This is a genomic window from Streptomyces sp. NBC_00386, from assembly GCF_036063235.1.
Lineage (GTDB): Bacteria > Actinomycetota > Actinomycetes > Streptomycetales > Streptomycetaceae > Streptomyces.
On record NZ_CP107950.1, the window covers coordinates 3,729,821 to 3,755,613 of the forward strand.

At 72.7% G+C, this 25,793-nt stretch carries 22 protein-coding genes and 1 pseudogene; 11 read left to right on the plus strand and 12 right to left on the minus strand.

Features of this window, described 5'->3' with window-relative positions:
• Positions 1-19: 19 nt before the first annotated feature.
• The 6 genes from OG780_RS16230 to OG780_RS16255 form a co-directional block, all read right to left on the minus strand.
• Positions 20-1,741 carry a DEAD/DEAH box helicase gene (locus OG780_RS16230; RefSeq protein WP_328448859.1) on the minus strand — a complete coding sequence of 574 codons (1,722 nt, stop codon included), beginning with the start codon at positions 1,739-1,741 and terminating at the stop codon, positions 20-22.
• Between the two features lie 133 nt (positions 1,742-1,874).
• Positions 1,875-2,078 carry a cold-shock protein gene (locus OG780_RS16235; protein WP_055556530.1) on the minus strand — a complete coding sequence of 68 codons (204 nt, stop codon included), beginning with the start codon at positions 2,076-2,078 and terminating at the stop codon, positions 1,875-1,877.
• A 221-nt stretch (positions 2,079-2,299) separates the two neighbouring features.
• Positions 2,300-3,838, minus strand: coding sequence for a histidine ammonia-lyase (hutH, locus tag OG780_RS16240; protein WP_328458164.1), 1,539 nt, complete (start codon positions 3,836-3,838; stop codon positions 2,300-2,302).
• 181 nt (positions 3,839-4,019) lie between these two features.
• Positions 4,020-5,174, minus strand: coding sequence for a GGDEF domain-containing protein (locus OG780_RS16245; RefSeq protein ID WP_328448864.1), 1,155 nt, complete (start codon positions 5,172-5,174; stop codon positions 4,020-4,022).
• A gap of 84 nt (positions 5,175-5,258) precedes the next feature.
• On the minus strand, positions 5,259-6,086 hold the full coding sequence (locus tag OG780_RS16250) for an enoyl-CoA hydratase/isomerase family protein (protein ID WP_443062165.1): 828 nt from the start codon (positions 6,084-6,086) through the stop codon (positions 5,259-5,261).
• A 184-nt stretch (positions 6,087-6,270) separates the two neighbouring features.
• Positions 6,271-6,726: a hypothetical protein gene (locus OG780_RS16255; RefSeq protein WP_328448866.1), complete on the minus strand. Its 456-nt coding sequence runs from the start codon at positions 6,724-6,726 to the stop codon at positions 6,271-6,273.
• 52 nt (positions 6,727-6,778) lie between these two features.
• On the opposite strand from OG780_RS16255, the gene OG780_RS16260 reads away from it, so the two are divergent.
• Entirely contained in the window at positions 6,779-7,732 is a 954-nt protein-coding gene (locus OG780_RS16260; protein WP_328448868.1) for a hypothetical protein, read from the plus strand.
• Between the two features lie 10 nt (positions 7,733-7,742).
• Here the strand turns inward: OG780_RS16260 and OG780_RS16265 are convergent, their stop codons facing one another.
• Together OG780_RS16265 and OG780_RS16270 are read right to left on the minus strand one after the other, a co-directional pair.
• Positions 7,743-9,140, minus strand: a complete 1,398-nt coding sequence (locus OG780_RS16265; protein WP_328448870.1) for an adenylate/guanylate cyclase domain-containing protein — start codon at positions 9,138-9,140, stop codon at positions 7,743-7,745.
• A 461-nt stretch (positions 9,141-9,601) separates the two neighbouring features.
• Positions 9,602-10,471, minus strand: coding sequence for a biotin--[acetyl-CoA-carboxylase] ligase (locus OG780_RS16270; protein WP_328448872.1), 870 nt, complete (start codon positions 10,469-10,471; stop codon positions 9,602-9,604).
• Positions 10,472-10,634: 163 nt separating this feature from the next.
• Between OG780_RS16270 and OG780_RS16275 the strand changes: the two genes are divergently transcribed.
• The 4 genes from OG780_RS16275 to OG780_RS16290 all read left to right on the plus strand — a co-directional run bounded on the left by OG780_RS16275 (position 10,635) and on the right by OG780_RS16290 (position 13,462).
• Entirely contained in the window at positions 10,635-12,227 is a 1,593-nt protein-coding gene (locus tag OG780_RS16275; RefSeq protein ID WP_328448874.1) for an acyl-CoA carboxylase subunit beta, read from the plus strand.
• A gap of 29 nt (positions 12,228-12,256) precedes the next feature.
• Positions 12,257-12,466: an acyl-CoA carboxylase epsilon subunit gene (locus OG780_RS16280; RefSeq protein WP_328448876.1), complete on the plus strand. Its 210-nt coding sequence runs from the start codon at positions 12,257-12,259 to the stop codon at positions 12,464-12,466.
• Between the two features lie 194 nt (positions 12,467-12,660).
• Positions 12,661-12,789, plus strand: a complete 129-nt coding sequence (gene mmpB / locus OG780_RS16285) for a morphogenic membrane protein MmpB (protein WP_328448878.1) — start codon at positions 12,661-12,663, stop codon at positions 12,787-12,789.
• Between the two features lie 52 nt (positions 12,790-12,841).
• On the plus strand, positions 12,842-13,462 hold the full coding sequence (locus tag OG780_RS16290; protein WP_328448880.1) for a Maf family protein: 621 nt from the start codon (positions 12,842-12,844) through the stop codon (positions 13,460-13,462).
• A gap of 421 nt (positions 13,463-13,883) precedes the next feature.
• On the opposite strand, the pseudogene OG780_RS16295 reads toward OG780_RS16290, so the two are convergent.
• A pseudogene (locus OG780_RS16295) lies at positions 13,884-14,324 on the minus strand (hypothetical protein); the annotation flags it as partial.
• 355 nt (positions 14,325-14,679) lie between these two features.
• Here OG780_RS16295 and OG780_RS16300 point away from each other — a divergent pair.
• Entirely contained in the window at positions 14,680-16,452 is a 1,773-nt protein-coding gene (locus OG780_RS16300) for an acetyl/propionyl/methylcrotonyl-CoA carboxylase subunit alpha (protein WP_328448882.1), read from the plus strand.
• Positions 16,453-16,766: 314 nt separating this feature from the next.
• A complete protein-coding gene (locus OG780_RS16305; protein ID WP_328458168.1) occupies positions 16,767-17,312 on the plus strand; it encodes a TetR/AcrR family transcriptional regulator in 546 nt (181 codons plus the stop codon).
• Positions 17,313-17,563: 251 nt separating this feature from the next.
• On the opposite strand, the gene OG780_RS16310 is transcribed toward OG780_RS16305, so the two are convergent.
• Entirely contained in the window at positions 17,564-18,529 is a 966-nt protein-coding gene (locus tag OG780_RS16310) for a DeoR/GlpR family DNA-binding transcription regulator (RefSeq protein ID WP_326785860.1), read from the minus strand.
• 167 nt (positions 18,530-18,696) lie between these two features.
• Positions 18,697-20,145: an NAD(P)H-quinone dehydrogenase gene (locus tag OG780_RS16315; protein WP_328448887.1), complete on the minus strand. Its 1,449-nt coding sequence runs from the start codon at positions 20,143-20,145 to the stop codon at positions 18,697-18,699.
• A 107-nt stretch (positions 20,146-20,252) separates the two neighbouring features.
• Between OG780_RS16315 and OG780_RS16320 the strand changes: the two genes are divergently transcribed.
• The 4 genes from OG780_RS16320 (at position 20,253) to OG780_RS16335 (ending at position 24,909) form a co-directional block, all read left to right on the plus strand.
• Positions 20,253-20,690 carry a gamma-glutamylcyclotransferase gene (locus OG780_RS16320; RefSeq protein WP_328448889.1) on the plus strand — a complete coding sequence of 146 codons (438 nt, stop codon included), beginning with the start codon at positions 20,253-20,255 and terminating at the stop codon, positions 20,688-20,690.
• Positions 20,691-20,974: 284 nt separating this feature from the next.
• Complete coding sequence (locus tag OG780_RS16325) at positions 20,975-21,799, plus strand: purine-nucleoside phosphorylase (RefSeq protein ID WP_328448891.1); 825 nt, start codon at positions 20,975-20,977, stop codon at positions 21,797-21,799.
• A gap of 82 nt (positions 21,800-21,881) precedes the next feature.
• Entirely contained in the window at positions 21,882-23,513 is a 1,632-nt protein-coding gene (locus OG780_RS16330; RefSeq protein ID WP_328448893.1) for a phospho-sugar mutase, read from the plus strand.
• A gap of 175 nt (positions 23,514-23,688) precedes the next feature.
• A complete protein-coding gene (locus tag OG780_RS16335) occupies positions 23,689-24,909 on the plus strand; it encodes a hypothetical protein (RefSeq protein WP_328448895.1) in 1,221 nt (406 codons plus the stop codon).
• 167 nt (positions 24,910-25,076) lie between these two features.
• On the opposite strand, the gene OG780_RS16340 is transcribed toward OG780_RS16335, so the two are convergent.
• A complete protein-coding gene (locus OG780_RS16340) occupies positions 25,077-25,754 on the minus strand; it encodes a PH domain-containing protein (RefSeq protein ID WP_328448897.1) in 678 nt (225 codons plus the stop codon).
• Between the last annotated feature and the right edge of the window lie 39 nt (positions 25,755-25,793).

The window sequence follows — 25,793 nt, forward strand, 5'->3', positions numbered from 1 at the left end:
GCCGAACGATCCGGTCCGGTCAGGCGGCCCTGCGGCCGCCACCGCCCTGGCCGCCGTTCTGACCACCGCGCTGCGGAGCACGCCCGCGGCCACCGGAGCGACCGGCACCCGCGCCGCCACCGGCCTCGGTACGACGACCAGCGCCACCACCGGCCTCGGTACGACGACCAGCGGCCGCTCCCCCGGTGCTCGCGCGGCGTCCGGCGGCCGTGCCGCCCGTCGCGGCGTCCGTGCCCGGACGTCCGCCGCGCTGCCGGCGGGCCTGGCCGTCGGAGCCGGTGCCCGTGCGTCCGGCCGTGTCTCCGGCGACCGCCGGGCGCCTGGCCCCGCCCCCGGTGGCACGCCGCGCCTTGGGCCGCTGCTTCGGCTGTTCGGCCTGCTGCGGGACCTCGATGACGACCGGCACGCCGGAAGGCTCACGGGCGCCGGTGAGGCGGGCGAGTTCCTCGTCGCTGGACTTGACGCGGGCGGTGCGCGGCGTGATGCCCGCATCCGCCATGAGCCGGGTCATCTCACGCTTCTGCTCGGGGAGCACCAGGGTGACGACGCTGCCGGACTCTCCGGCGCGGGCGGTGCGGCCGCCGCGGTGGAGGTAGTCCTTGTGGTCGGTCGGCGGGTCGACGTTGACCACGAGGTCGAGGTCGTCGATGTGGATGCCGCGGGCCGCCACGTTCGTGGCGACGAGCGCGGTGACCTGACCCGTCTTGAACTGGTCCAGCGTGCGGTTGCGCTGCGGCTGGCTGCGCCCGCCGTGCAGGGCGGAGGCCCGGACACCGCTGGCGAGCAGCCGCTTGGTGAAGCGGTCGGCGCCGCGCTTGGTGTCGACGAAGAGGATCACCCGGCCGTCGCGGGCGGCGATCCGCAGCGCGACCGCCTTCTTGTCGGTCTCGTCGGCGACGTGCAGCACGTGGTGCTCCATGGTCACCACCGCGCCCGCGGACGGGTCGACGGAGTGCACCACCGGGTCGGTGAGGAACATCTTGACGAGCCGGTCGATGTTCTTGTCGAGCGTGGCCGAGAAGAGCAGCCGCTGGCCACCCGGCTCGACCTGCTTGAGCAGCGCGGTGACCTGGGGCATGAAGCCCATGTCGGCCATCTGGTCGGCCTCGTCCAGCACGGTGATCGCGACCTGTCCGAGGGCGCAGTCGCCGCGCTCGATGAGGTCCTTGAGCCGCCCGGGGGTGGCCACGAGCACCTCGACACCGCGGCGCAGCGTGCCGGCCTGCCGCCCGATCGACATCCCGCCGACGGCCGTGGTCACGCGCAGGTTGACGGCGGTGGCGTACGGCGTGATCGCGTCGTCGACCTGCTGGGCGAGTTCGCGCGTGGGGACGAGGATGAGCGCGAGCGGGCTGCGCGGCTCGGCCCGGCGGCCGGCGGTGCGGGCGAGGAGCGCGAGCCCGAAGGCGAGCGTCTTGCCGGAACCGGTGCGTCCGCGGCCGAGCACATCTCGCCCGGCGAGGGAGTTGGGCAGCGTGGCGCCCTGGATCGGGAAGGGATCGGTGACACCCTGGGCCGCGAGGGTCTTCGTCAGGGCGGCCGGCATGTCCAGCGCGTCGAAGGAGTCGACCGCGGGCAGCGCCGGGGTGATGGTCTCGGGCAGGGAGAACTCCTGCGGCGGCGCGACCTTGCGGGCGCCGGTGCGCCCGGCACCCCGGCTCGCGCTCCTCGCGGAACCGCCGGTCTGTGCGGCGCGCGCGTTTGCCGGCCGCTTACGGACGGGACGTTCGGATCGAGTCATGCTGGATCTGGATTTCCTTCCTGGGCCCACGGACTGCACACACAGCGCTCACCGACTGCATGAGCTGTCACAGCGCTGAGCCGGGACCCGCACCCGAAGGCGCGGGACCCGGCTCTGGAAAAGCGCGCTCGAATTAGGCGGGAACGATGTTCTCCGCCTGCAGGCCCTTCTGGCCCTGCGTGACCTCGAAGGAGACCTTCTGGCCCTCGACGAGCTCACGGAAGCCGGAGCTGGCGATGTTCGAGTAGTGGGCGAAGACGTCGGGGCCGCCGCCGTCCTGCTCGATGAAGCCGAAGCCCTTTTCCGAGTTGAACCACTTCACGGTGCCAGTAGCCATGTTGTTCTCCTGAACAGGTAGTTGGGCCCCCATCCGGAGATGCACCGGGTAATGCCGGAGATGCCGGTAAAACAAAACGCGCCTGCGGAGGATTCCGATCAGGCGCACAAAGTAAATGGGTACCAAAAACGTATCAATGAGACAGTAGCACACCCTGATACCAGGGGGCGAGGCGTCGCATGTGGGCCGGGACACACCCGGCCCACATGCGACGCACTCCGCTAAGCGAGCGGGCCGGTCACCGGCTCCACCGCGGCCACCACACCGCCGGCGCGCACGAACGCGTCCGCCGCCGCCAGGTCGGGGGCGAGGAAGCGGTCCGGGCCGGGGCCCTGGACGCCGGCCGCGCGGACCGCGTCGATGACCGCCCGCGACGCCGGGGCGGGCGTCAGACCCTCGCGGAGTTCGATCGCGCGGGTGGCGGCGTACAGCTCGATCGCCACGATCCGGGTCAGGTTGTCCACGGAGGTGCGCAGCTTGCGCGCCGCCGACCAGCCCATGGAGACGTGGTCCTCCTGCATGGCGGAGGAGGGGATGGAGTCCGCGGACGCCGGTACGGCGAGCCGCTTCATCTCGCTGACCAGCGCGGCCTGCGTGTACTGGGCGATCATCAGGCCCGAGTCGACGCCGGCGTCGTCCGCGAGGAACGGCGGCAGGCCGTGCGAGCGGTTCTTGTCGAGCAGCCGGTCGGTGCGGCGCTCGGCGATCGAGCCGAGGTCGGCGGCGGCGATGGCGAGGAAGTCGAGGACGTAGGCGACGGGGGCGCCGTGGAAGTTGCCGTTCGACTCGACGCGGCCGTCGGGCAGCACGACCGGGTTGTCGACGGCGGAGGCCAGCTCGCGCTCGGCGACCGTGCGGGCGTGCGCGAGGGTGTCCCGGCCTGCGCCGGCGACCTGCGGGGCGCAGCGCACGGAGTAGGCGTCCTGGACACGCGGGGCGCCGTCCTGGTGGTGGCCGGTGAGCTCCGAACCCTTCAGCACGGCCAGCATGTTGGCGGCGCTGGCGCTCTGGCCGGGGTGCGGGCGGATGGCGTGCAGCTCGGGGGCGAGGACCTTGTCCGTGCCGAGCAGCGCCTCGAGGGAGAGCGCGGCGCTGACGTCGGCCGACTTGTACAGCATCTCCAGGTCGGCGAGGGCCATGACCAGCATGCCGAGCATGCCGTCGGTGCCGTTGAGGAGGGCGAGGCCCTCCTTCTCGCGCAGCTCGACGGGGGCGATCCCGGCCTCGGCGAGCAGCTCGCCCGCGGGCCGCACGACTCCGTCGGGGCCTTCGGCGTCGCCCTCGCCCATCAGGGTCAGGGCGCAGTGGGACAGGGGCGCCAGGTCGCCGGAGCAGCCGAGCGAGCCGTACTCGTGGACGACCGGGGTGATGCCCGCGTTCAGGATGTCCGCCATGGTCTGCGCGACCTCGGGCCGCACACCGGTGTGGCCGGAGCAGACGGTCTTGAGCCGCAGGAACATCAGCGCGCGGACGACCTCGCGCTCGACGCGCGGGCCCATGCCGGCGGCGTGCGAGCGGACGATGTTGCGCTGCAGCTGGGCGCGCAGTTCCGGGCTGATGTGCCGGCTCGCCAGGGCGCCGAACCCGGTGGAGACGCCGTAGACGGGCTCCGGCTTCGCGGCCAGCGCCTCCACGATCTCGCGGGCCGCGGCGAGGGCCTCCACGGCCTCGCCGGAGAGCTCGATCCGGGCGCCTTCGCGCGCCACGGCGAGAACGTCGGACGCGGTCACTCCGGACGTCCCCACCACCACAGTGTGCATATCCATATTCAGGAGCGTACGCAGTGAATTCGATGATGTCACTAGCGGGTGGCGGGTTGACCCCTTACTCCGGCGTACGTCACAACGGCCGCTCCGTCCGCCACGTCCGCCGCCCGGGGGCGTGTCACGGACGCGCCGACCGCGCCGCGGCCCGGCCCCGCCCGCGGCGGCCGTGCCGTCGTCACGTCCGGGGTCTGTCGTGCCGTCCGCGGAACCTGCGGCGCTCGCCCGCCGCGGGCGGGGGCGCGTCCGCGAGGCGCACCACGGGATCGTCGGGACCCTCGCGCCCGGCGACCACGGGCTTCGCGGCCCGGACGGCCTTCGCACGGTACTGCGCCGCGTCCGCCAGCCGGAACAGCCGACGCGCCGACCGTACGGGGCCGATCGCGTCCCCGGTCGAGGCGACCCCGCACGCCACGCCCTCCCCAAACTCCAACTCGGCCGCGCGGCAGCAGAGTTCGCCGGCGACACGGACCACGTCGTCGGCCTGCGGGCCCACCGCCAGCAGACAGAACTCGTCGCCGCCCAGCCGTGCCGCGAGGGTGCCCGGGAGCATGGCCCCGCACAGCGAGAGCACCGACCCGAACCGTTCGAGGAGCCGGTCGCCGACGGCGTGCCCCCGGGTGTCGTTGACGCGCTTGAGTCCGTTGAGGTCGCACACGACGAGGCTGACCACGGCGCCGTCCTCCTTGTGCCGCTCCACCGCCTCCTCGAGCCGTACGTCCACGGCGCGGCGGTTGGCGAGTCCGGTCAGGGAGTCGGTGTAGGCCAGGCGCCGGGCCTCCTCCAGGCGTTCGGTCTGCGCGATCCCGGCGGCGACGACGGAGGCGAGGACGGTCGCGAAGTCGGCGTCCTGCGGGCCGTAGACGGGGGCTCCGGCCGGACGGGCCACGTAGAGCTCTCCCCATGCCCGCCCGTGCATCACGATCGGCGCGACGACACAGCAGCCGCGGCCGCGCCTGCGCAGAGCCGCCACGCGCTGGTGGCAGTACCCGAAGGCGCCGGCCACGGGGCCGTCGGAGGTCTCGACCCAGGCGTTGGGCTCGCCGCCGCCCGCCCAGCGCTCGTGCAGGAACTCGGTGATCTCCGGGAACTGGTGCACCGGGTAGGCCTCCCCGTCGGGGAACTCGTCCTCGTCCGGGGCACGCTCGCCCACGTTGGCCAGCACCCGCAGCCGGCCGAGTTCGCGCTCCCACACGGAGAGCGCGGCGAAGCTCCCGGCCAGCGCGTGACACGCGCCGAGCGCCGCCGCCCGCCACGACTCCCGCGGGGTGTGCGCCGCCGCCATCCCCTGCGCCAGCGTCACCACGGCCCTCAGCCGATTGTCCTCACCCATCACCCCAGGCTAGGTATATTTGCGCACATTTGGGATATCGGCGGAGCGAACAGGGGTACGGGTCGCACGAACCGGATCCCGGGGCTACTCTCCCGGCCACTCCGGCTTGCGCTTCTCGTTGAACGCGGCGACCCCTTCGGCCCGGTCCCCGGAGAAGGCGACGGAGCGCCAGGCCGCGTCCTCGACCTCCAGGCCGGCACGCAGGTCGAGTCCGTGACCGAGGCGCAGGGCACGCTTGGCGGCACGCAGGCCGACCGGCGAGTTGGCGGCGATCCGGCCGGCCAGAGCGAGCGCTTCCGCCCTGTCCTGTCCCGCCTCCACCAGCTCGTCCACCAGACCCAACTCCCGCGCCTCGGCGGCCTCCAGACGCCGCGCCGAGAAGATGAGCTCGGCGGCGCGCGCGGCACCGACCCGGCGCGGCAGCAACTGCGTACCGCCGCCTCCGGGAATCACGCCGACGGACACCTCGGGCAGTCCGACGACCGCCGTACGGTCGGCGACGATCAGGTCGCAGGACAGCGCCAGTTCGAACCCGCCGCCCAGCGCGAAGCCGTGAACGGCGGCGACGGTCGGCATCGGCAGTTCCAGGACACCGGTGTACGCGGCTCGCGCGACCGGCCGCTGCCGTACCAACTCGGCGTCCGTGAAGGAGTTGCGCTCCTTCAGATCGGCGCCGACACAGAAGGCGCGCTCGTGCGTGGAGGTCAGCACGACCACGCGTACGTCCCGGTCGGCGGCGAGGGCGTCGCAGGCACCGGCGATCGACCGCGCCATGTCCGTGGACACGGCGTTCATGGCCTTGGGTCGGTCGAGGACGAGCTCGGCGACGTACCCGTGCCGCCGTACGGCCACGAACTCCCCGAACCTCCGCTCGGCCGGCTCCGCCACCTGGTCCGCCTCGTGCTGCGCCATGACACCCTCCCGGTTAACGCGGGTTAACAATCGATGCTCCGATCATCGCAGCAGCGGCCGTCCGGCGAAACCCGCCCCCTCGGGCCGTAGCTCCTCGTTCGAGTGACATGTCGCCGGACTTCGTTTCTCCGCCCTCAGACCGCGCATAACCTGCGCACCGCCGCAACGCATCAGGGACACCGGATCACCGGGGAGGGACGACCATGACGAACCGCGAGACACCGCAGGCCACCAGCACCCGGCCGGGCCCGCGACCCGCACTCACACGCCCGCCGGCCCAGCGGGCGTCGTCCGGGGCCACCGGTCCCGGTACCTCGCCCGACCGGCGCTCCGACTCCACGGCGGCCGGGACCGCGCCGGCGGACACCGGGTGGATCCGCGTCACGCCGCTCAACCGGGCGATGTCCGCCCCCGCCCCGGCGGCCGCCACGGGGGAAGCCGGCGCCGGGACCACCGAGAGGCGCGCCCCGGGCCCACGGAGCGGAGCGACCGCCGCGGGGAAGGCCGGGACGACGCCGGACAGGGCCGCGAAGGCCTGGGCCCCCGCACCGGGGAGGCCGACCGCCGGAGCCGGAGCGGGCGCGCGAGCACGAGGAGCCGGTACCTCCGCGGCCACGACGGCACGCGGGGCCGCAGCCACGGCGGGCGCCGAGAGAGAGGAAGCCTCGGCTGAGACACGCAAGGCCCCCGTCGTGACAGGCGCCCAGCGGGCGGAGGCCGGGGCGGAGACGCGGGAAGCCGTCACGCAGGCAAGGGGCACCAAGGCCGGGGCACGGGAAGCCGGAGCGACGGCACAGGAGGCCGCGGAGGAGCCGCACAAGGCCGCCGTCACGCCGGACGCCGAGGGGACGCGAGCCAAGGCGAAGGCACCGGAAGCCGGAGCGGAGGCGCGGGAAGCCGGGGCCGGGGCCCGGGAGGTGCCGGGTGGGGCTGATGGTGCCGGCCGGGGGCGACGGATCGTTCCGGCGCCGCGTTCGGCCGGGGTGCGCGAGAGCGCGTACACCCCCGGCGAGGAGCGCGTGTACACCCCCCGCGACGACGAGCCCGCTCCCGTCCGGCTCCGTACCGTCCGGGGCCGTCACCGCAAGCCCCGCCGACGCCGGGTGCTCTTCGCCGCGGGCGGGCTCGCGCTCGCCGCGGGAGTGCTGAGCCTCGCCCGGATGACACCGGACTCGGTGACCGGGCACGTGGACGCGGGGGCCCCGGAGGCCGAACCGGTCGCGACCGCCACCGACAACGACGTCGCGGGCGACGCCGTCCCCACCGTCGCGGCCATGCCCTCGCCCACGCGAGCCGGGGCCGCACCGGCGAGCCCCGCGATGGGCGGGACGAGTCCGGCACCCACCTCGGACGCGAGCCGGATCCCGGCGTCGGTCCGGACGTCGGCCGCCACGGTCCCGGCGGCCCGCGGCGCGGCCCCCGTCGCCACGACGCCGGGCAGCACCGGCATCCCCACGGCTCCCGTGACGACAGCGCCGCCCGCGCGATCGACACCGACGGCCACGGCGCCCGCAGAGGTACCGCGGCACACCCCGTCCCCGACTCCGACCGCCCAGGCGCCGTCCCACCAGCGGCCGGACGTGTGCGTGCCGATCGTGGGGATCTGCGTGAACGAGCTGCTGTCACCCGGCCAGGACGGCCGGTGACCGGGACCTGCTACGCCTCGTCGGACCGCCGGGCCAGCAGCCACGGCTCGATGACGCCGAGACCTCGGACAGGCCGCTGCCACATCGGCTGGAGCGCGAAGCGGTACGAGGGGGGTTCCTCGCCCTCCTTCTCCGCCGCGGCCGCTGCCTCCGCGGCAGCCGCTTCGGAGGCGGGCGCGTCACCGGTGCGGGTCAGCTCCTCGGCGAAGGCGCCGTCGACGAGGACGGCGTCGCGCGGCGCTATCGACGTGAGGCGGCTCGCCAGGTTCACGGTCGTACCGAACACGTCGCCCATCCGGGTGGTCACCGTGCCGAAGGCGATGCCGACACGCAGCTCCGGCATCGTCTCGTCGTTGGCCATCGTCTCGATGAGCCGCAGCGCGATCTCGGCGGCGACACCGGCGTCGTCCGCGGAGTAGAGCACCTCGTCGCCGAGGGTCTTGATGAGCCGGCCCCCGTGGGCCGCCACCAGGTCCGCCGCGGTGGTCTCGAAGGCCTCGACGAGTTCGCCGAGTTCCTCCTCCTCCATGCGGCGCGTCAGCCGTGTGAAACCGACCAGGTCGGCGAAGCCGACGGCGAGACGGCGGTCGACCATCTCCTCGTCGTCCGCCGCCTGCACGACCCGGCCGGTGGCCGCGGCGAGCTGGCGGCGCCAGACGTAGACGAGGAACTCCTCCAGTTCGGGCAGGAGCAGTTCGATCAGGGGGTACGTCACCTCGGTGCGCGTCATTCCCGGTTCCGGGGGCTCGGTCAGGCCCTCCAGAAAGGAATCGATCTGCCATTCGGCCAGACGGGCGGTGGTCTGCCCGGTGGACCGGGCGACCTGGACGGCCATGGCCTCGCTCAGCAGGCCCGCCTCGACGAGACCGGCGAGCCGGCGCAGGGCGAGCACGTCCGCCTCGGTCAGCGCCTTGGCCTGGCCGATGTCCGCGAAGCCCATCGCCCGCCAGAAGCGGGAGGCCAGCTCCATGGAGACGCCCGCGCTGCGGGCCGCCTGGAACGGGGTGTACCTCCGCTCGGCGCCGAGGATCAGCCCCTCCAGGCGCAGCGCGAGCGGGTCCTCCCCCGAGTCCGGCTCGGACTGGGGGTCCACCCGGCCGGTCGCCTCGTGACGTGCGTCGGGCCGGACGTCCGGACGGGTGTCGCCGCCGTGGTCGTCCCTGCGGATCTCGCTCTCCGTGTCGGAACGGTCGTCCCGGTGGAGGCCGGTTCCCGTGTGCGAGCGGTCGTCCGGGCGGTGGTTCGGGCGGGTGCCGGTCCCGGCGTCGGGACGGGCGTCCTGCCGGGCCTCGCCGTCCGCGGCGGCCCCTGCGGGTGCCGCGTCCGTGACCGGCCCGGCGGTACGGCCCGGCTCGCCGCCGGGGGCGGGGTGGGCGCCCGTGCCGGAGCCGGTGTCGTCGACGGTCACTCCTGCTGCCCTTCCGATCTGCCGCGGTCAGGTTCGACCGCGCTCAACTCTACGGCAGGTGTGCGCTGGCTCACTCCCGACGGCGGGACCGAGGCCGGGGACGGTGCCGAAGGCCTGGACCACTCGCGGGTCCGGGCCGCCACACCCCTCACCGGACCACGCCATCGCACCGCCCGCCACGCCAAGCCACGGCCTCGCACCACCCGCTACGCCGGACCACGCCCTCGCACCACCCACCGCGCCGGACCGCGCCCCTCTGGCCTCCGGCGCGCCCGCTCGATGTCCGGGGCGCCCACAGGGCTGTCCACAAACACGCCGACAGGCGGTTCGGCCACGCGGGCCGGACGGGCTCGGACGCCCCGGCCCGCGCGGCCCGTCGGGCCAGGCCGAGGCGCCGCACACCGGGCGGACGAGGATGCCGCGGGGCGCTCGGGTCGTGACGGCCCTCCGCGCCCGTCGCCTCACGCGGGCCGCAGATGCACCACGTCCCCGGCCCCCACCGGCTCCTGCACGCCGTCCGCGGTCGCGATGACGAGCCGCCCGTCCCCGTCCAGGGCCACCGCTTCCCCGACGACCGTCCGGCCGCCGGGCAACTCGGCCCGCACCGTGCGCCCGAGCGTCGCGCATCCGGCCGCGTACCTCTCCTGGAGGCCGGACGCGACGGGGTCGCCGCCCGCGTCCCGCCAGCGCACGTACCACTGCTCCAGGGAGCGCAGCACGGCCCGCAGCACGGTGTCACGGTCCGTGGTCGTCGCCCCCGCCAGCGCCAGCGATCCGGCGCCCGGTACGGGCAACTCCTCGGCGCGCAGCGAGACGTTGACGCCGATGCCGACGACGACCGCGTCGGCGCCCGCGCGCTCGGCGAGGATGCCGCCGGCCTTGCGTTCCTCTCCGTCCACGGTGACCAGCAGGTCGTTGGGCCACTTGAGTGCCGTGTCGACCCCAGCGGAGTGCGAGAGCGCCGTCGCGACGGCCACGCCGGTGAGCAGCGGCAGCCAGCCCCAGCGTTCGACGGGGACTCCGGTGGGCTTCAGCACCACGGAGAAGAAGAGGCCGGAGCGGGCCGGAGCGGTCCACCGGCGGTCCAGGCGGCCACGTCCGGCGTTCTGTTCCTCGGCGACGAGGACCGCGCCCTCGTCGGCCCCCTTCTCCCCCGTGACGATGCCCGCCAGGTCGGTGTTGGTCGACCCGGTCCGTTCCACCACCTCCACGTCGGACCACAGGCCGCCGTCGCGGACCAGTGCCCTGCGCAGGGCGGCCCCGTTCAGCGGCGGACGGTCCAGGTCGGACCACCGGTTGTCGTTCGCGTCTGCTGCATCTCGCGGCGTCATGCAACCCACCCTAGGTGTGGTAAACGCCGCACTGCCGATAGGTAGGCACGCCACTACGCTACGGATGAGTAGCAAGCCCCCCTTCTGAGCACCGCTCTGAGCACCGCGTTTTCCGAGCAGTCACCCTCATGTCCCCTTAGATCAGGCAGGGAGCCGCATCCCGATGTCCGAGCCGGAAGAGCTGCACCACCCCGACATCCACACCACCGCGGGCAAGCTCGCGGATCTGCAGCGCCGCATCCAGGAAGCGACGCACGCCGGCTCGGAGCGCGCCGTCGAGAAGCAGCACGCCAAGGGCAAGTTGACGGCTCGTGAGCGCATCGAACTGCTGATGGACGACGCTTCCTTCGTCGAGTTCGACGAGTTCGCGCGGCACCGCTCGACCGACTTCGGCCTGGAGCACAACCGCCCCTACGGCGACGGTGTGGTCACCGGCTACGGCACCGTCGACGGCCGGCCGGTCGCGGTGTTCTCCCAGGACTTCACCGTGTTCGGCGGCGCGCTCGGCGAGGTCTTCGGCCAGAAGATCATGAAGGTGATGGACTTCGCGCTCAAGACCGGCTGCCCGGTCATCGGCATCAACGACTCCGGCGGCGCCCGGATCCAGGAGGGCGTCAGCGCGCTGGGCATGTACGGCGAGATCTTCCGCCGCAACACCCACGCCTCCGGCGTCATCCCGCAGATCAGCCTGGTCGTCGGCCCCTGCGCGGGCGGCGCGGTCTACTCCCCGGCCATCACCGACTTCACCGTCATGGTCGACCAGACCTCGCACATGTTCATCACCGGCCCCGACGTCATCAAGACGGTCACCGGCGAGGACGTCGGCTTCGAGGAACTGGGCGGCGCCCGCACCCACAACGCCGTCTCCGGCGTGGCCCACCACATGGCCGGCGACGAAAAAGACGCCATCGAGTACGTCAAGCAGCTGCTGTCCTACCTGCCGTCCAACAACCTCAGCGAACCCCCGGTGTTCCCCGAGGAGGCCGACCTCGCCCTCACCGACGAGGACCGCGAACTCGATGCCATCGTGCCGGACAGCGCGAACCAGCCCTACGACATGCACACCGTCATCGAACACGTCCTGGACGACGCCGAGTTCTTCGAGACCCAGGCACTGTTCGCCCCCAACATCCTCACCGGCTTCGGCCGCGTCGAGGGCCACCCGGTGGGCATCGTCGCCAACCAGCCGATGCAGTTCGCCGGCTGCCTGGACATCGACGCCAGCGAGAAGGCCGCCCGCTTCGTACGCACCTGCGACGCCTTCAACGTGCCCGTGCTGACCTTCGTGGACGTGCCCGGCTTCCTGCCCGGCGTCGACCAGGAACACACCGGCATCATCCGCCGCGGCGCCAAACTGATCTACGCCTACGCCGAAGCCACCGTCCCACTGATCACCATCATCACCCGCAAGGCCTTCGGCGGCGCCTACGACGTCATGGGCTCCAAACACCTGGGCGCCGACCTCAACCTCGCCTGGCCCACCGCCCAGATCGCCGTCATGGGCGCCCAGGGCGCCGTCAACATCCTGCACCGCCGCACCATCGCCGCCGCCGAGGACCAGGACACCACCCGCGCCCGCCTCATCCAGGAATACGAGGACACCCTCCTCAACCCCTACACCGCGGCCGAACGCGGCTACATCGACGCCGTCATCATGCCCTCCCAGACCCGCGCCCACCTCGTCCGCGGCCTGCGCCAGCTCCACACCAAACGCGCATCACTGCCCCCCAAGAAGCACGGAAACATCCCGCTCTAGACCCCGCCGACCCTGACCTGGGAGCAGACATGACGATCAAGGTCGTACGGGGCAATCCGACCCCGGAGGAGCTGGCCGCCGCACTGGCGGTGGTCCGCGCACGCGCCGCGGCGGTGGCGTCCGCCCCGTCCGGCGCGTCCGGGCCGCGTGACTCCTGGTCCGACCCCGCCCGCATCGCCGCGCACCGGCTCCCGCGGCCGGGCCCGACGTCGTGGGGCCGCAGCTGCTGGCCGGGCTAGACCCGCGTCGGCACGCGAGAACCCTTGACCTTGATCCCCCTGTGGACCCTGTCCCAGGGGGATCTCGGATTCCGGGGCAGCCGTCCCGGCCCTGGCCCTCCAAAGGCGGCACGGGAGCCGTTTTCACAGGATGCGCGCAAGTTGAGTACGCGTACTCAGGCGTCCGGCCGCCCCGTCGTCGCACGATCGGGAGCATGCTGTGGTCCGACCCCGAGAACGAACCCCCCAAGGATCTCCGCGACATGCAGGACATGTTGCGACGCCTGGGCGTTCTCCTGGCGCTGGCCATGGTGGTCGCGATGATCCTGGTGGGCGTCCGCTGATGCCTGCCCGGCAGCCGAGGCACGGGTGGATCGACGCCGATACCCTGATCGCATGACCGATCAGCCGCGCCGCCGTCTCGTCCTCGCCTCCCAGTCCCCCGCCCGGCTCAATCTGCTGCGGCAGGCCGGACTCGCCCCCGAGGTGATCGTGAGCGGGTTCGACGAGGACGCCGTCACCGCACCCACTCCCGCCGAACTGGCCCTCGCGCTGGCCGAGGCGAAGGCCTCCGTCGTGGCGGCGCGGCCCGAGGTCCAGGGCGCGCTCGTGATCGGCTGCGACTCCGTGCTGGACCTGGACGGCCAGGCCCTCGGCAAGCCCGCCGACGCCGAGGAGGCCACCGCACGCTGGAAGGCGATGCGCGGCCGGTCGGGCACGCTCCAGACGGGGCACTGCGTCTGGGACACGGCGCAGAAGCGGTGGGAGTCCGCGATCGCCTCGACCGTGGTCCACTTCGGCGAACCGACGGACGCGGAGATCGCCACGTACGTCGCCTCGGGCGAACCCCTGCACGTGGCGGGCGCGTTCACCCTGGACGGCCGCTCGGCGCCCTTCATCGAGGGCATCGACGGCGACCACGGCAACGTCATCGGCATCTCGCTGCCGATGGTGCGCCGGCTGCTCGGTGAACTGGGCGTCGGCATCACGGAGTTGTGGACACCCCGGGAGGCCTGAGGACCACGGACCGGAGCGTCCGGTCAGGCAGCCCGCCGACCGGCCACTCCGGGAACGTCCGTACGGCAGAGGACGGTTGAGGCCCCGGACACCCGCATGCCTCAACCGCCGGCCACCCGGACGCCTGAACCCCCGGACGCCCGGTCGCCCGCGGGTCTGCACCCGGGGCGGCCGGACGGCCGATGGAGCGATCAGAAAGCCGTCAGGACACCGAAGAGGCAGACACCGCGACCGCGGCTTCCTCCACGCCGGCGCCCTTCGCCTCGGCGCCCGTGACCTCAGCGCTCGTCACGTCGGTGCTCGTCGCCTCTGTGCTCGTCGTCTCGGCGCCCTTCGCCCCGACGTCCTTCCCCAGGTCGACACTCCCGGCGGCGACGCCCTCCCCGAGGCCGGCGCTCCCCGCCTCGGCCGCGTCCCCCTCGCCGTCACCCGTCCCGCCGGTCTCCGGCGCGGCGTCGACGGGGCCGGTCTCGCGGCCGTCGTACGCCAGGAGGGTGAACACGATCAACGCGAGCACCACCATCATGAAGGTGAATGCTCCCCAGCCCACCAGGCCCACCGTGAAGGCGCCGAGCAGGACGTGCACCACGGCGGCACTGATCAGCAGGAGACGCCCGAGAAGGCCCGGTGGGCGCTGTCGGAGCGCGACCAGCAGGGCCGACACGGCACAGGCCAGGAAGTAGAGACCGAAGACCAGACCGCCGATCTTCGACGACCGCGCCATCATGTCGGAGTCGAGTCCAGCCATGGACATGTCCTGGCGGTCGACGACCACGCCGAGGAACCAGTTCAGGAGGGCGATACCTATCGCCTCCACGAAGAGCACGATCGCCGCCACCCACACCAGCGGTCTGCGCACCACCGGCCCCACCCACTTCCGCGTGCTGTTACCCCAAGTACGTCTTAGACATCCCGAACGCTACTAACGGGTAAACCCGGGGACAAGGGTTCGGCCGAGGGCAAAGAATCGTTGGGCCATTCGTAGGGACTCGACAAAGAATCGTTGTGGGCCGCAGCACGGAGCCACAGAGACCTTGACCACACCTGAGGGCTAGGGTTCAGGCAGGGATTCCCGCGTGCCATGGCACGACAAGGGATTTCGCGGGTAGGGCGAGCCTCGTATCACGCTCCGTGTGGGCAAGCTCACCACTGGGGACAGCTCGAAACGTCGTGTTGGCTGTCCCTAAACTCGGCTTGTTTTCAAGGAGGGAGCCATCGTGCGCAAGGTGCTCATCGCCAACCGTGGCGAAATCGCTGTCCGCGTGGCCCGAGCATGTCGGGATGCCGGGATCGCGAGCGTTGCCGTGTATGCGGAACCGGACCGGGACGCTCTGCATGTCCGTGCGGCGGACGAGGCGTTCGCGCTGGGCGGTGACACTCCGGCCTCCAGTTACCTGGACTTCGCCAAGGTGCTGCAGGCCGCCAAGGACTCGGGCGCGGATGCCGTCCATCCGGGTTACGGCTTTCTCTCGGAGAACGCGGACTTCGCCCAGGCCGTCCTCGACGCCGGGCTGATCTGGATCGGCCCGCCGCCGCAGGCGATCCGGGACCTGGGTGACAAGGTCGCCGCCCGGCACATCGCGCAGCGCGCGGGCGCGCCGCTGGTGGCCGGTACCCCGGACCCGGTGGCGGGTGCGGAGGAGGTGGTGGCGTTCGCCGAGGAGCACGGTCTGCCGATCGCGATCAAGGCCGCCTTCGGTGGTGGCGGGCGTGGTCTGAAGGTGGCCCGGACGCTGCAGGAGGTGCCGGAGCTGTACGAGTCGGCGGTGCGTGAGGCGGTCGCGGCCTTCGGGCGCGGTGAGTGCTTCGTGGAGCGCTACCTCGACAAGCCCCGCCATGTGGAGACGCAGTGTCTGGCCGACAGTCACGGCAACGTGGTCGTGGTCTCCACCCGTGACTGTTCGCTGCAGCGCCGCCACCAGAAGCTGGTCGAGGAGGCCCCCGCGCCGTTCCTGTCGGATGCGCAGGTGGCCGAGCTGTACGCGTCGTCCAAGGCGATCCTGAAGGAGGCCGGCTACGTCGGCGCCGGCACGGTGGAGTTCCTGGTCGGCATGGACGGCACGATCTCCTTCCTGGAGGTCAACACCCGTCTGCAGGTCGAGCACCCGGTCACCGAGGAGGTCGCCGGCATCGACCTGGTCCGGGAGATGTTCCGCATCGCCGACGGCGAGGAACTGGGCTACGGCGATCCCGAACTGCGCGGGCACTCCATCGAGTTCCGTATCAACGGCGAGGACCCGGGCCGGGGCTTCCTGCCCGCCCCCGGCACCGTCACCGCCTTCGCCGCGCCGTCCGGCCCCGGGGTGCGTCTGGACGCGGGCGTGGAGTCCGGCTCCGTGATCGGCCCGGCCTGGGACTCACTGCTCGCCAAGCTGATCGTCACCGGCGCCACCCGCAAGCAGGCCCTGCAGCGGGCCGCCCGCGCGCTGGCCGAGTTCCAGATCGAGGGCATGGCCACCGCGATCCCCTTCCACCGCGCGGTGGTCACCGACCCCGCCTTCGCCCCCGAGCTGACCGGCTCCAGCGACCCGTTCACCGTCCACACCCGGTGGATCGAGACCGAGTTCGTCAACGAGATCAAGCCGTTCACCGCCCCGGCCGACACCGAGAGCGACGACGAGCCCGGCCGCGAGACGGTGGTCGTCGAGGTCGGCGGCAAGCGCCTGGAGGTCTCGCTGCCCGTCTCGCTGGGCATGTCGCTGGCCCGCACCGGTCTGGCCGCCGGCGCCAAGCCCAAGCGCCGGGCCGCCAAGAAGTCCGGCCCGGCCGCCTCCGGCGACACCCTCGCCTCCCCGATGCAGGGCACCATCGTCAAGGTGGCCGTCGAGGAGGGCCAGGAGGTCAAGGAAGGCGACCTGATCGTCGTCCTGGAAGCCATGAAGATGGAACAGCCCCTGAACGCGCACCGCTCCGGCACCGTCAAGGGCCTCAGCGCACAGGTCGGCGCCTCCGTCACCTCCGGCGCCCCCATCTGCGAGATCAAGGACTGAGCAGCACGAACGGGTGACGCGCCCGTCATCGCGTCCGAAGCGCCCGGTGGACCGCATCTGCGGCCCGCCGGGCGCTTCACCGTGCGGGGCGGACCCCGTCCACGGCGGCGCTCGGGTCCCCGTCCGCGCAACCGTCCATGATGCTTCGAGCGGTCCGGCGCGGAGCCCGCGGATGTCCGTCCGGGAGCCGCCGGTGGCATTCTGGAGCACAGCCGGGCGGTGGGAGAGGGCAGGTGGAAGCCATGGTGGGCGCGACCGCGAGGGACCGGGCCGGCACGTCCGGACCCGCCACGGGTCCGGGAACCCCGCGCGTGATGCGGGCGGACGCCCGGCGCAACTACGGACGACTGCTCGCCGAGGCGCGCTCCGCGTTCGCCGAGCGCGGCACGGGCACGTCCCTGGAGGACGTGGCCCGGCGCGCGGGCGTCGGAATCGGCACGCTGTACCGGCACTTCCCGAATCGGCACGCGTTGATGAGCGCGGTCTTCGAGGACGCCGTGAACGATCTGCTGGCCCGCTCGCGGGAGTTGCTCGACGCCCCGCAGCCGTGCACCGCCCTGGTGGAGTGGCTGCGCGAGATCATCGCGCACGCGGGTGAGTACCGAGGGCTCGCACGCGCCCTCATGTCGGCCTCGCGGGACGAGGGTTCACACCTCGCCCGGTGCAGTGGCCCGATGCGTGAGGCGGGCAGCGCCCTGCTGCTGCGCGCCCAGGAGTCGGGGGCCGTACGCCCCGACGTCTCGATCGGTGATCTCCTCCAGCTGACCAACGCGATCGCGCTGGCGGCGGAGGAAACCGCGGACGACCCCGCGCTGGCCGACCGTCTGCTGAGCCTGACGCTGCGCGGCCTGAAACCGTGAGCCGGCCTGGCTCGCGGCCCGAGACCGTGAGCCCACCCGGCCACTCGGCGGCCCGATGGCGCCGGCCGACCCGGCCCACCGCCCGACTCCGTGAGCCGATCCGGCCCACGGCCCGCCGCCCGACCTCGTCAGCCGACCTGTCCGGCTGTCCGGCTGTCCGGCTGTCCGGCTGTCCGGCTGTCCGGCTGTCCGGCTGTCCGGCTGTCCGCCGAGGATTTCAGCCCCCGGCGTCACCGTCCCGCCGACACCGCTCAGCGGCGTCGGAGATCGGCCACCCGTGCTCTTTCGGCCGGGGGCTGGTCCCCCATCACCGTCGCACTCCGTAGTTGCGGTCCCGAGCCCGGGACCACCTGGCCGCGGCGCGGGCCCGGGAGAGGTACGTCCCGACGCGGCTGGCGCCCCGCCGGGAGCGGATCCCCTCCCGCACCGCCCGCCGAAGACCCGGCCACCGCGATCTGCACGCCCTGATCGGCCAGGGCCTGGAGTTCGGTGGCCGCACGGTCGTCATGGGCGGGCGGCTCGTCCGTGACCAGGCGGGTGATGAGGTCGGTCGGCACGGTCTGGAACATGGTGTCCGTCCCGAGCTTCGTGTGGTCGGCGAGGACCACGACCTCCGCGGCCGCCTGGACGAGAGCACGGTCCACGGACGCCGAGAGCATGTTGGACGTGGAGAGTCCGCGCTCGGCGGTCAGACCGCTCCCGGAGAGGAACGCCCGGGAGACACGCAGCCCCTGGAGGGACTGCTCCGCACCCGAGCCGACCAGTGCGTAGTTGGAACCGCGCAGGGTGCCGCCGGTCATCACGACCTCCACGCGGTTGGCATGGGCCAGCGCCTGGGCCACCAGCAGGGAGTTGGTGACGACGGTCAGACCGGGCACCCGCGCGAGCCGGCGGGCCAGCTCCTGCGTGGTGGTACCCGCCCCCACCACGATGGCCTCGCCTTCTTCGACGAGACCCGCGGCGAGATCGGCGATGGCCGTCTTCTCGGCGGTCGCGAGATGCGATTTCTGCGGAAAGCCGGACTCCCGCGTGAACCCGCCCGGCAATACCGCACCGCCGTGCCGGCGGTCGAGGAGTCCTTCTGCCTCCAGCGCGCGCACGTCCCGCCGTACGGTCACTTCGGAGGTCTGGACGACGCGGGCGAGCTCACGGAGCGACACGGCCCCGTTTGCTCGCACCATTTCGAGGATCAATTGGCGACGTTCTGCAGCGAACACGAAACTGACAGTAACCCCAACGACCGTCTGCTTTCAGCAGTTTGCGCCGAATAACAGAAGTTGTTCGCATGGCAGGGTGCTAAGTGGTATACGTGCCCACTCGCGGCACCCGTTCCCTGCGCAGCGTCACCAACTCCCCGTGACCAGCGGGGAGTCACCGAAAGGTGTCAGCCCTCGCCCGAGGTCTTCCGGGTGTGCAGCTGTCGTGCCACCTCGGCGATCGAGCCGGACAGGGACGGGTACACGGTGAACGCGTTCGCGATCTGTTCGACCGTCAGATTGTTGTCGACCGCGATCGAGATGGGGTGGATGAGCTCCGAAGCGTGCGGGGAGACGACCACACCGCCGACCACGATGCCGGTGCCGGGGCGGCAGAAGATCTTGACGAAGCCGTCACGGATGCCCTGCATCTTGGCGCGCGGGTTGCGCAGCAGCGGCAGCTTCACGACCCGGGCTTCGATCTTGCCCGCGTCGACGTCCGCCTGGGAGTAGCCGACGGTGGCGATCTCGGGGTCGGTGAAGACGTTCGAGGAGACCGTCTTCAGGTTCAGCGGGGCCACCGCGTCGCCGAGGAAGTGGTACATGGCGATACGGCCCTGCATGGCGGCGACGGACGCGAGGGCGAAGACGCCGGTCACGTCACCGGCCGCGTAGACGCCCGGAGCGGTCGTGCGGGAGACCCTGTCCGTCCAGATGTGCCCGGAGTCGCGGACCCTGACGCCGGCCTCCTCCAGGCCCATCCCGCTGCTGTTCGGGATGGCGCCGACGGCCATCAGGCAGTGCGTGCCGCTGATGACCCGGCCGTCGGAGAGCGTGACCTCGACCCGGTCGCCGACCCGCTTGGCGGACTCGGCGCGGGAGCGGGCCATGACGTTCATGCCGCGGCGGCGGAAGACGTCCTCCAGGACGGCGGCGGCGTCGGGGTCCTCGCCCGGCAGCACGCGGTCGCGGCTGGAGACGAGGGTGACGCGGGAGCCGAGTGCCTGGTAGGCGCCGGCGAACTCGGCGCCGGTGACACCGGAACCGACCACGATGAGTTCTTCGGGCAGCTCGTCGAGGTCGTAGACCTGGGTCCAGTTCAGGATGCGCTCGCCGTCGGGCTGCGCGTCGGGCAGCTCGCGCGGGTGCCCGCCGGTGGCCAGGAGCACGGCGTCGGCGGTGAGGGTCTCCTCGGTGCCGTCCGCGGCGCTCACGACGACCTTGCGGGAGCCGTCCAGGGCCTGCATGCCCTCCAGCCGTCCGCGGCCGCGCAGCACCCGGGCGCCGGCGCGGGTCACCGAGGCGGTGATGTCGTGCGACTGGGCGAGCGCGAGGCGCTTCACACGGCGGTTGACCTTGCCGAGGTCGACGCCGACCACCTTGGCCGCCTGCTCCATGGGTGGGGTGTCGTCGGCGACGATGATCCCCAGCTCCTCGTAGGAGGAGTCGAAGGTCGTCATCACCTCGGCCGTGGCGATAAGAGTCTTCGACGGCACGCAGTCGGTGAGCACCGACGCCCCGCCCAGACCGTCGCAGTCGACGACGGTCACCTCCGCGCCGAGCTGCGCGGCCACCAGGGCCGCTTCATATCCGCCGGGTCCGCCACCGATGATCACGATCCGAGTCACGTACTCCATTGTCCCGCACGCTTCAAGGTGCTTCCGCCCAGGGGCCCCGAGTACGGCGCATCCGAGCCACTTTGTTACGCGAGAGGCGTACGTGCCGCTGCCGTACCCTCGACCCCATGTCGCTCTACGCCGCGTACGCCGGCAATCTCGACCCGCGGCTCATGACGCGCCGCGCCCCGCATTCGCCGCTGCGCGCCACGGGCTGGCTGAACGACTGGCGGCTGACCTTCGGCGGCGAGCACATGGGCTGGGAAGGAGCGCTCGCGACGATCGTCGAGGCGCCCCGGTCCCAGGTCTTCGTGGCGCTGTACGACATTGCGCCGCCGGACGAGGACTCCATGGACCGCTGGGAGGGTGTCGGCCTCGACATATACCGGCGGATGCGTGTACGTGTGCACACTCTGGAGGGTGAGGAACCGGCGTGGGTCTACGTACTGAACGGGTACGAGGGGGGACTGCCCTCGGCGCGTTATCTGGGCGAACTGGCGGACGCCGCCGAGTCGGCCGGCGCACCGCACGACTACGTCATGGAGCTGCGCAAGCGGCCCTGCTGAGGTCCGCCCCCCGGCACGCGCCGGGGCTCCGCGGCGGAATCCTCGCCGCTCCGCGGCGCTTTCGCCCATCCTCCCGACCCGGCTCGCTCCGTCGCCAGGGCACCCTCGTCGCCCCGCCGCTCCGCGGCGTCCTTCCCACCCGCCCGCCCGTCCCGCCCGGTCGCAGGGGCGTCCTCGCACCCCCACCCTCCCCACCCATTTGTCGGAAACGACAAGACAACGATCGCAAGACCGTGAGCACCGTCATCTACGCGCGTAGGAACAAACCGGCTACGCTCTTGCGCGTGAACGCATCTCTTCTTCCGGACGACATCCAGGGCGACCCCCACGCCGCCGCCGACGCCGCCGCCACGCGCCTGCGTGAGCTGACGGGCGCCGAGACCCACGACGTCGCCCTCGTGATGGGCTCGGGCTGGGCTCCCGCGGTGGACGCCCTCGGCACCCCCGAGGCCGAGTTCCCGGTCACCGAGCTGCCCGGCTTCCCGCCGCCGGCGGTCGAGGGCCACGGCGGCACGATCCGCTCGTACCGGATCGGCGACAAGCGCGCCCTGGTCTTCCTCGGCCGCACCCACTTCTACGAGGGCCGCGGGGTCGCCGCCGTCGCGCACGGTGTCCGTACCGCCGTCGCCGCCGGCTGCAAGACCATCGTGCTCACCAACGGCTGCGGCGGACTGCGCGAGGGCATGCGCCCCGGCCAGCCCGTGCTGATCAGCGACCACATCAACCTGACGGCCACCTCGCCGATCATCGGCGCGAACTTCGTGGACCTCACCGACCTGTACTCGCCGCGGCTGCGCGCGCTGTGCAAGGAGGTCGACCCCTCCCTGGAGGAGGGCGTCTACGCGCAGTTCCCCGGCCCGCACTACGAGACGCCCGCCGAGATCCGGATGGCCCGCGTCATCGGCGCCGACCTGGTGGGCATGTCGACGACCCTCGAGGCCATCGCCGCGCGTGAGGCGGGTGCCGAGGTGCTCGGCATCTCCCTCGTCACCAACCTCGCCGCCGGCATGACGGGCGAGCCCCTCAACCACGAGGAAGTCCTCCAGGCGGGCCGCGACTCGGCCACGCGCATGGGGGAACTTCTGACCCAGGTGCTGGATCGTCTGTAGGCGACGGGTGTCCGCCCCCGGCACCGGGGGCACGACGACCCGGGCACACGGAACCGTACGACCGAAGAGAGGTGCACCCCAGGTGCAGGACGACATCGTCGCGCGGGCCAAGGCGTGGCTGGCCGAGGACCCCGACGCGGAGACCCGTGACGAACTCGCGAAGCTCGTCGAGGCGGAGGACGTCACCGAGCTGACCGCCCGCTTCAGCGGGACGCTCCAGTTCGGCACCGCGGGTCTGCGCGGTGAGCTCGGCGCGGGCCCGATGCGGATGAACCGTTCCGTGGTCATCCGGGCCGCGGCCGGACTCGCCGCGTATCTCAAGGCCCAGGGGCACACCGGCGGACTCGTGGTGATCGGCTACGACGCCCGCCACAAGTCCGCGGACTTCGCCCGGGACACGGCGGCCGTGATGACGGGCGCCGGCCTGCGCGCCGCCGTCCTGCCCCGGCCGCTGCCCACACCCGTCCTCGCCTACGCCATACGGCATCTCGGCGCGGTCGCGGGCGTGGAGGTCACCGCCAGCCACAACCCGCCCCGGGACAACGGCTACAAGGTCTACCTCGGCGACGGTTCGCAGATCGTTCCGCCTGCCGACGCGGAGATCGCCGCCGAGATCGACGCGGTCCGCGCGCTCGCCGACGTGCCCCGCCCCGAGTCCGGCTGGGAGACCCTCGACGAGGGCGTCCTGGACGCCTATCTCGCCCGTACGGACGCCGTCCTCGCCGAGGGCTCGCCGCGCACCGCCCGCACCGTCTACACGGCGATGCACGGCGTCGGCAAGGACGTACTGCTCGCGGCCTTCGCGCGGGCCGGGTTCCCGGAGCCGGTGCTCGTCGCCGAGCAGGCGGAGCCCGACCCGGACTTCCCGACCGTCGCCTTCCCCAACCCGGAGGAGCCCGGCGCGATGGACCTCGCCTTCGCGGCGGCCCGCGCGGCGGAACCCGACCTGATCATCGCCAACGACCCGGACGCCGACCGGTGCGCCGTCGCGGTGAAGGCCGGCGCCGACTGGCGCATGCTGCGCGGCGACGAGGTCGGGGCGCTGCTCGCCGAGCACCTGGTGCGGCGCGGCGCGCGCGGCGTCTTCGCCGAGTCGATCGTCTCCTCCTCGCTGCTCGGCCGGATCGCCGAGGGCGCGGGCCTGCCGTACGAGGAGACTCTCACCGGCTTCAAGTGGATCGCCCGGGTCGAGGGGCTGCGGTTCGGGTACGAGGAGGCGCTCGGCTACTGCGTCGACCCCGACGGCGTACGCGACAAGGACGGCATCACCGCCGCCCTCCTGATCACCGAGCTGGCCTCGGAGCTCAAGGAGCGGGGCCGGACCCTGCTCGATCTCCTCGACGACATCGCCGTCGCGTACGGGCTGCACGCCACCGACCAGCTCTCGGTGCGGGTGGAGGACCTCTCGGTCATCGCGAACGCCATGCGCCGGCTGCGCGAGCAGCCGCCCACGGAACTCGCGGGTCTGGCCATCACCAACGCCGAGGACCTGACCCGGGGTACGGACAGGCTGCCCCCCACGGACGGCCTGCGCTACACGCTGGACGGCGCCCGGGTCATCGTCCGGCCGAGCGGCACCGAGCCCAAGCTGAAGTGCTACCTGGAGGTCGTGGTGCCCGTCGCCGGCCACGACGCTCTCCCGGCGGCCCACGCGAAGGCGGCCGAGCTGCTGACGGCGATCAAGCGGGACCTGTCGGCCGCGGCCGGCATCTGAGCCCACGCCCGGCGGGAGGCGGCCCGTCCGCCGCCTCCCGCCGAAGTCCCGACACGCACATCCGCCCTCCTTACGGGTGATTTCCGCACGGCAGTTGACGCAGCGCTCCCGTGCGCCACCGGACGACCGAGGAACGGTTACCGGCAGCGCACCATCGAGTCCCAGGAGCCGCCGCGTGCCCTCGACCGATTCCCGGCCGACGTCCGCCCCGCCCCGAAGCGCCCCGGGCGGGAGCGCCCCCGGCGTTCCGGCCGCCCGGCGCGGGCCGGGCGCCTCCGGTCTCCTCACCGCGGTCCGCGCCGCTCTGCGGCACGCGGCCCCCGCCCTCCTCGCCTACGCGGCCGTCCGCCTCACCGGACTGGCCGTACTCGCGCTCTGGGCGCACCGACGGCATCACGGTGTCTGGCCGGTCCTGGCGGCCCAGTGGGACGCGGACTGGTACCTCGGCATCGCGGACCACGGGTACGCGCGCCACCTGGGCACCGCGTTCGACGCGAACAACCTGGCCTTCTTCCCGCTCTACCCAGTCCTGGTCAAGGCCGTCGCGGTCCTGACCCCCGGCTCGCGCGCCTCGACCGGGCTGGCGATCGCGGTCGTGTCCTCGTTCCTCGCCGCGTGGGGCGTCCACGCGGTGGGCAGTCACCTGCACGGCCGCCGCGTGGGCGTGCTGCTGACCGTGCTGTGGGCGGCCCTGCCGGTGGGCCTTGTCCAGTGGATGGGCTACACGGAGTCGCTGTTCACCGCGCTCGCCGCGTGGGCGCTGTACGCGGTCCTCACCGGCCGGCTGCTGTGGGCCGCCTCGCTGGCGGCGCTGGCGGGGCTGACCCGGCCCACCGGTGTCGCGGTGGCCGCCGCCGTGACCGTCGCCGCGCTGCTGTCGCTGCGCCGGGGCTTCACCGTCCGGGCGCTCGCCGCGGCCGTCCTGGCCCCGGCCGGCTGGCTCGCGTACGTCGGCTGGGTGGGCCTCAGGCTGGGCCGCTGGGACGGCTACCTCGCCGTACAGCGGCTGTGGCACAACGAGTGGGACGGCGGCGCGGAGACCGTACGGCGGCTGCGGGAGGTCCTCGCGCAGAACTCCTCACCGGAGCTGTTCCTGGTGATGGTGACCGTGACCCTGCTGGCTGCGGTGGCGCTGTACGCGCTCTCGGCGGGGGACCGCCAGCCGCTCCCCCTCCTCGTGTTCACCGGGGTCCTGCTGCTGATCGTCCTCGGCAGCGGCGGCGTCTACTTCCCGCGGGCCCGCTTCCTTCTCCCCGGCTTCCCGCTGCTGCTCCCCGCGGCCCTGCACCTGGCCCGCGCCTCCCGCCGCTTCCGGACACTGTGCCTCACGGCCGCGGTACTCGGTTCGGCGTACTGCGGCGCGTACATGGTCCTGGTGTGGCCGAGCGCGCCCTAGGGCGTGTCCGCAAAGTCGCGCCTGCCCGGCGACGCCTGGCACGCTCCCCCAAGCTCTTCGAGCAGGGGGCACCCCCACTCGCCGCACCGGGCGAAGACCCGAGTACGTCCAGTACGAGGGCCTTCGCCCGGCACGCCGAGAGCACGCACCCGCGGCCGGTCAGGGCGTCAGCCCACGGCCAGCAGGATGGCCAGGACGACGAGGCCGGCGAGCGCGGGGCCCATCACCTCGTACGCCCAGCGCACCCTGACCTCCCCCTGCGCGCCCTCCGCGGAGGCCCGGTTCTCGGCCAGTTCGCGCAGATCGTCCATGATCCGGTCGGTCTCGGGCCGGACCGGCGTGTCGGTGGCCGTGCCCCGGCCGAAGGCGGACGCGCGGCCCGGCGACGACGGACGGCCGACGCCTCCACGGCCGGCCTCGCCCTGCGCCGACTGCCTGGCCGCCTTCTTGCGGGCGCGCAGCGACACGGGCACCGCCCACAGCTGGTACTTCGTGCCCGAGGTGTCGACCACCTCGTTCGAGTAGTGCGAGCGCAGCGAGGCGACCTTGCTCCAGGGGAGCACGATCACACGCAGCGGGTTGCGGACGCGCAGCCGGTCCTCGTTGGCGTAGACGGCGGGGCGCAGGGTGAAGGCGGCGACCAGGGGGACGATGAGGATCATTCCGGCGAGCGCCAGCCATGGGGTGCGGCCGTGTCCGGAGACCAGTGCGTCGAAACCGAGCCAGCCGACGATGAGCAGAAGGAGGACGCCGCCCGCGATACCGGCGGGCGACCGGTAGATCCGGTCCCTGGCCTCGGGTCGCGAGGCGTCCGGAAGGGGTGACTGGTGGTCGGGGGTCGTCATGGTCCCGATTGTGCCCGACGTGTGCCGCGTGCTTGAGCT

Coding starts and splice junctions, on each gene's coding strand:
- OG780_RS16340 (WP_328448897.1), bottom strand. CDS start 25,754: ATGACGACCCCCGACCACCAGTCACCCCTTCCGGACGCCTCGCGACCC.
- OG780_RS16250 (WP_443062165.1), bottom strand. CDS start 6,086: ATGGCGCAGCACGAGGCGGACCAGGTGGCGGAGCCGGCCGAGCGGAGG.
- OG780_RS16275 (WP_328448874.1), top strand. CDS start 10,635: ATGTCCGAGCCGGAAGAGCTGCACCACCCCGACATCCACACCACCGCG.
- OG780_RS16305 (WP_328458168.1), top strand. CDS start 16,767: ATGCGGGCGGACGCCCGGCGCAACTACGGACGACTGCTCGCCGAGGCG.
- OG780_RS16245 (WP_328448864.1), bottom strand. CDS start 5,174: ATGGGTGAGGACAATCGGCTGAGGGCCGTGGTGACGCTGGCGCAGGGG.
- OG780_RS16315 (WP_328448887.1), bottom strand. CDS start 20,145: ATGGAGTACGTGACTCGGATCGTGATCATCGGTGGCGGACCCGGCGGA.
- OG780_RS16270 (WP_328448872.1), bottom strand. CDS start 10,471: ATGACGCCGCGAGATGCAGCAGACGCGAACGACAACCGGTGGTCCGAC.
- OG780_RS16230 (WP_328448859.1), bottom strand. CDS start 1,741: ATGACTCGATCCGAACGTCCCGTCCGTAAGCGGCCGGCAAACGCGCGC.
- mmpB (WP_328448878.1), top strand. CDS start 12,661: ATGCTGTGGTCCGACCCCGAGAACGAACCCCCCAAGGATCTCCGCGAC.
- OG780_RS16235 (WP_055556530.1), bottom strand. CDS start 2,078: ATGGCTACTGGCACCGTGAAGTGGTTCAACTCGGAAAAGGGCTTCGGC.
- OG780_RS16280 (WP_328448876.1), top strand. CDS start 12,257: ATGACGATCAAGGTCGTACGGGGCAATCCGACCCCGGAGGAGCTGGCC.
- OG780_RS16290 (WP_328448880.1), top strand. CDS start 12,842: ATGACCGATCAGCCGCGCCGCCGTCTCGTCCTCGCCTCCCAGTCCCCC.
- hutH (WP_328458164.1), bottom strand. CDS start 3,838: ATGCACACTGTGGTGGTGGGGACGTCCGGAGTGACCGCGTCCGACGTT.
- OG780_RS16320 (WP_328448889.1), top strand. CDS start 20,253: ATGTCGCTCTACGCCGCGTACGCCGGCAATCTCGACCCGCGGCTCATG.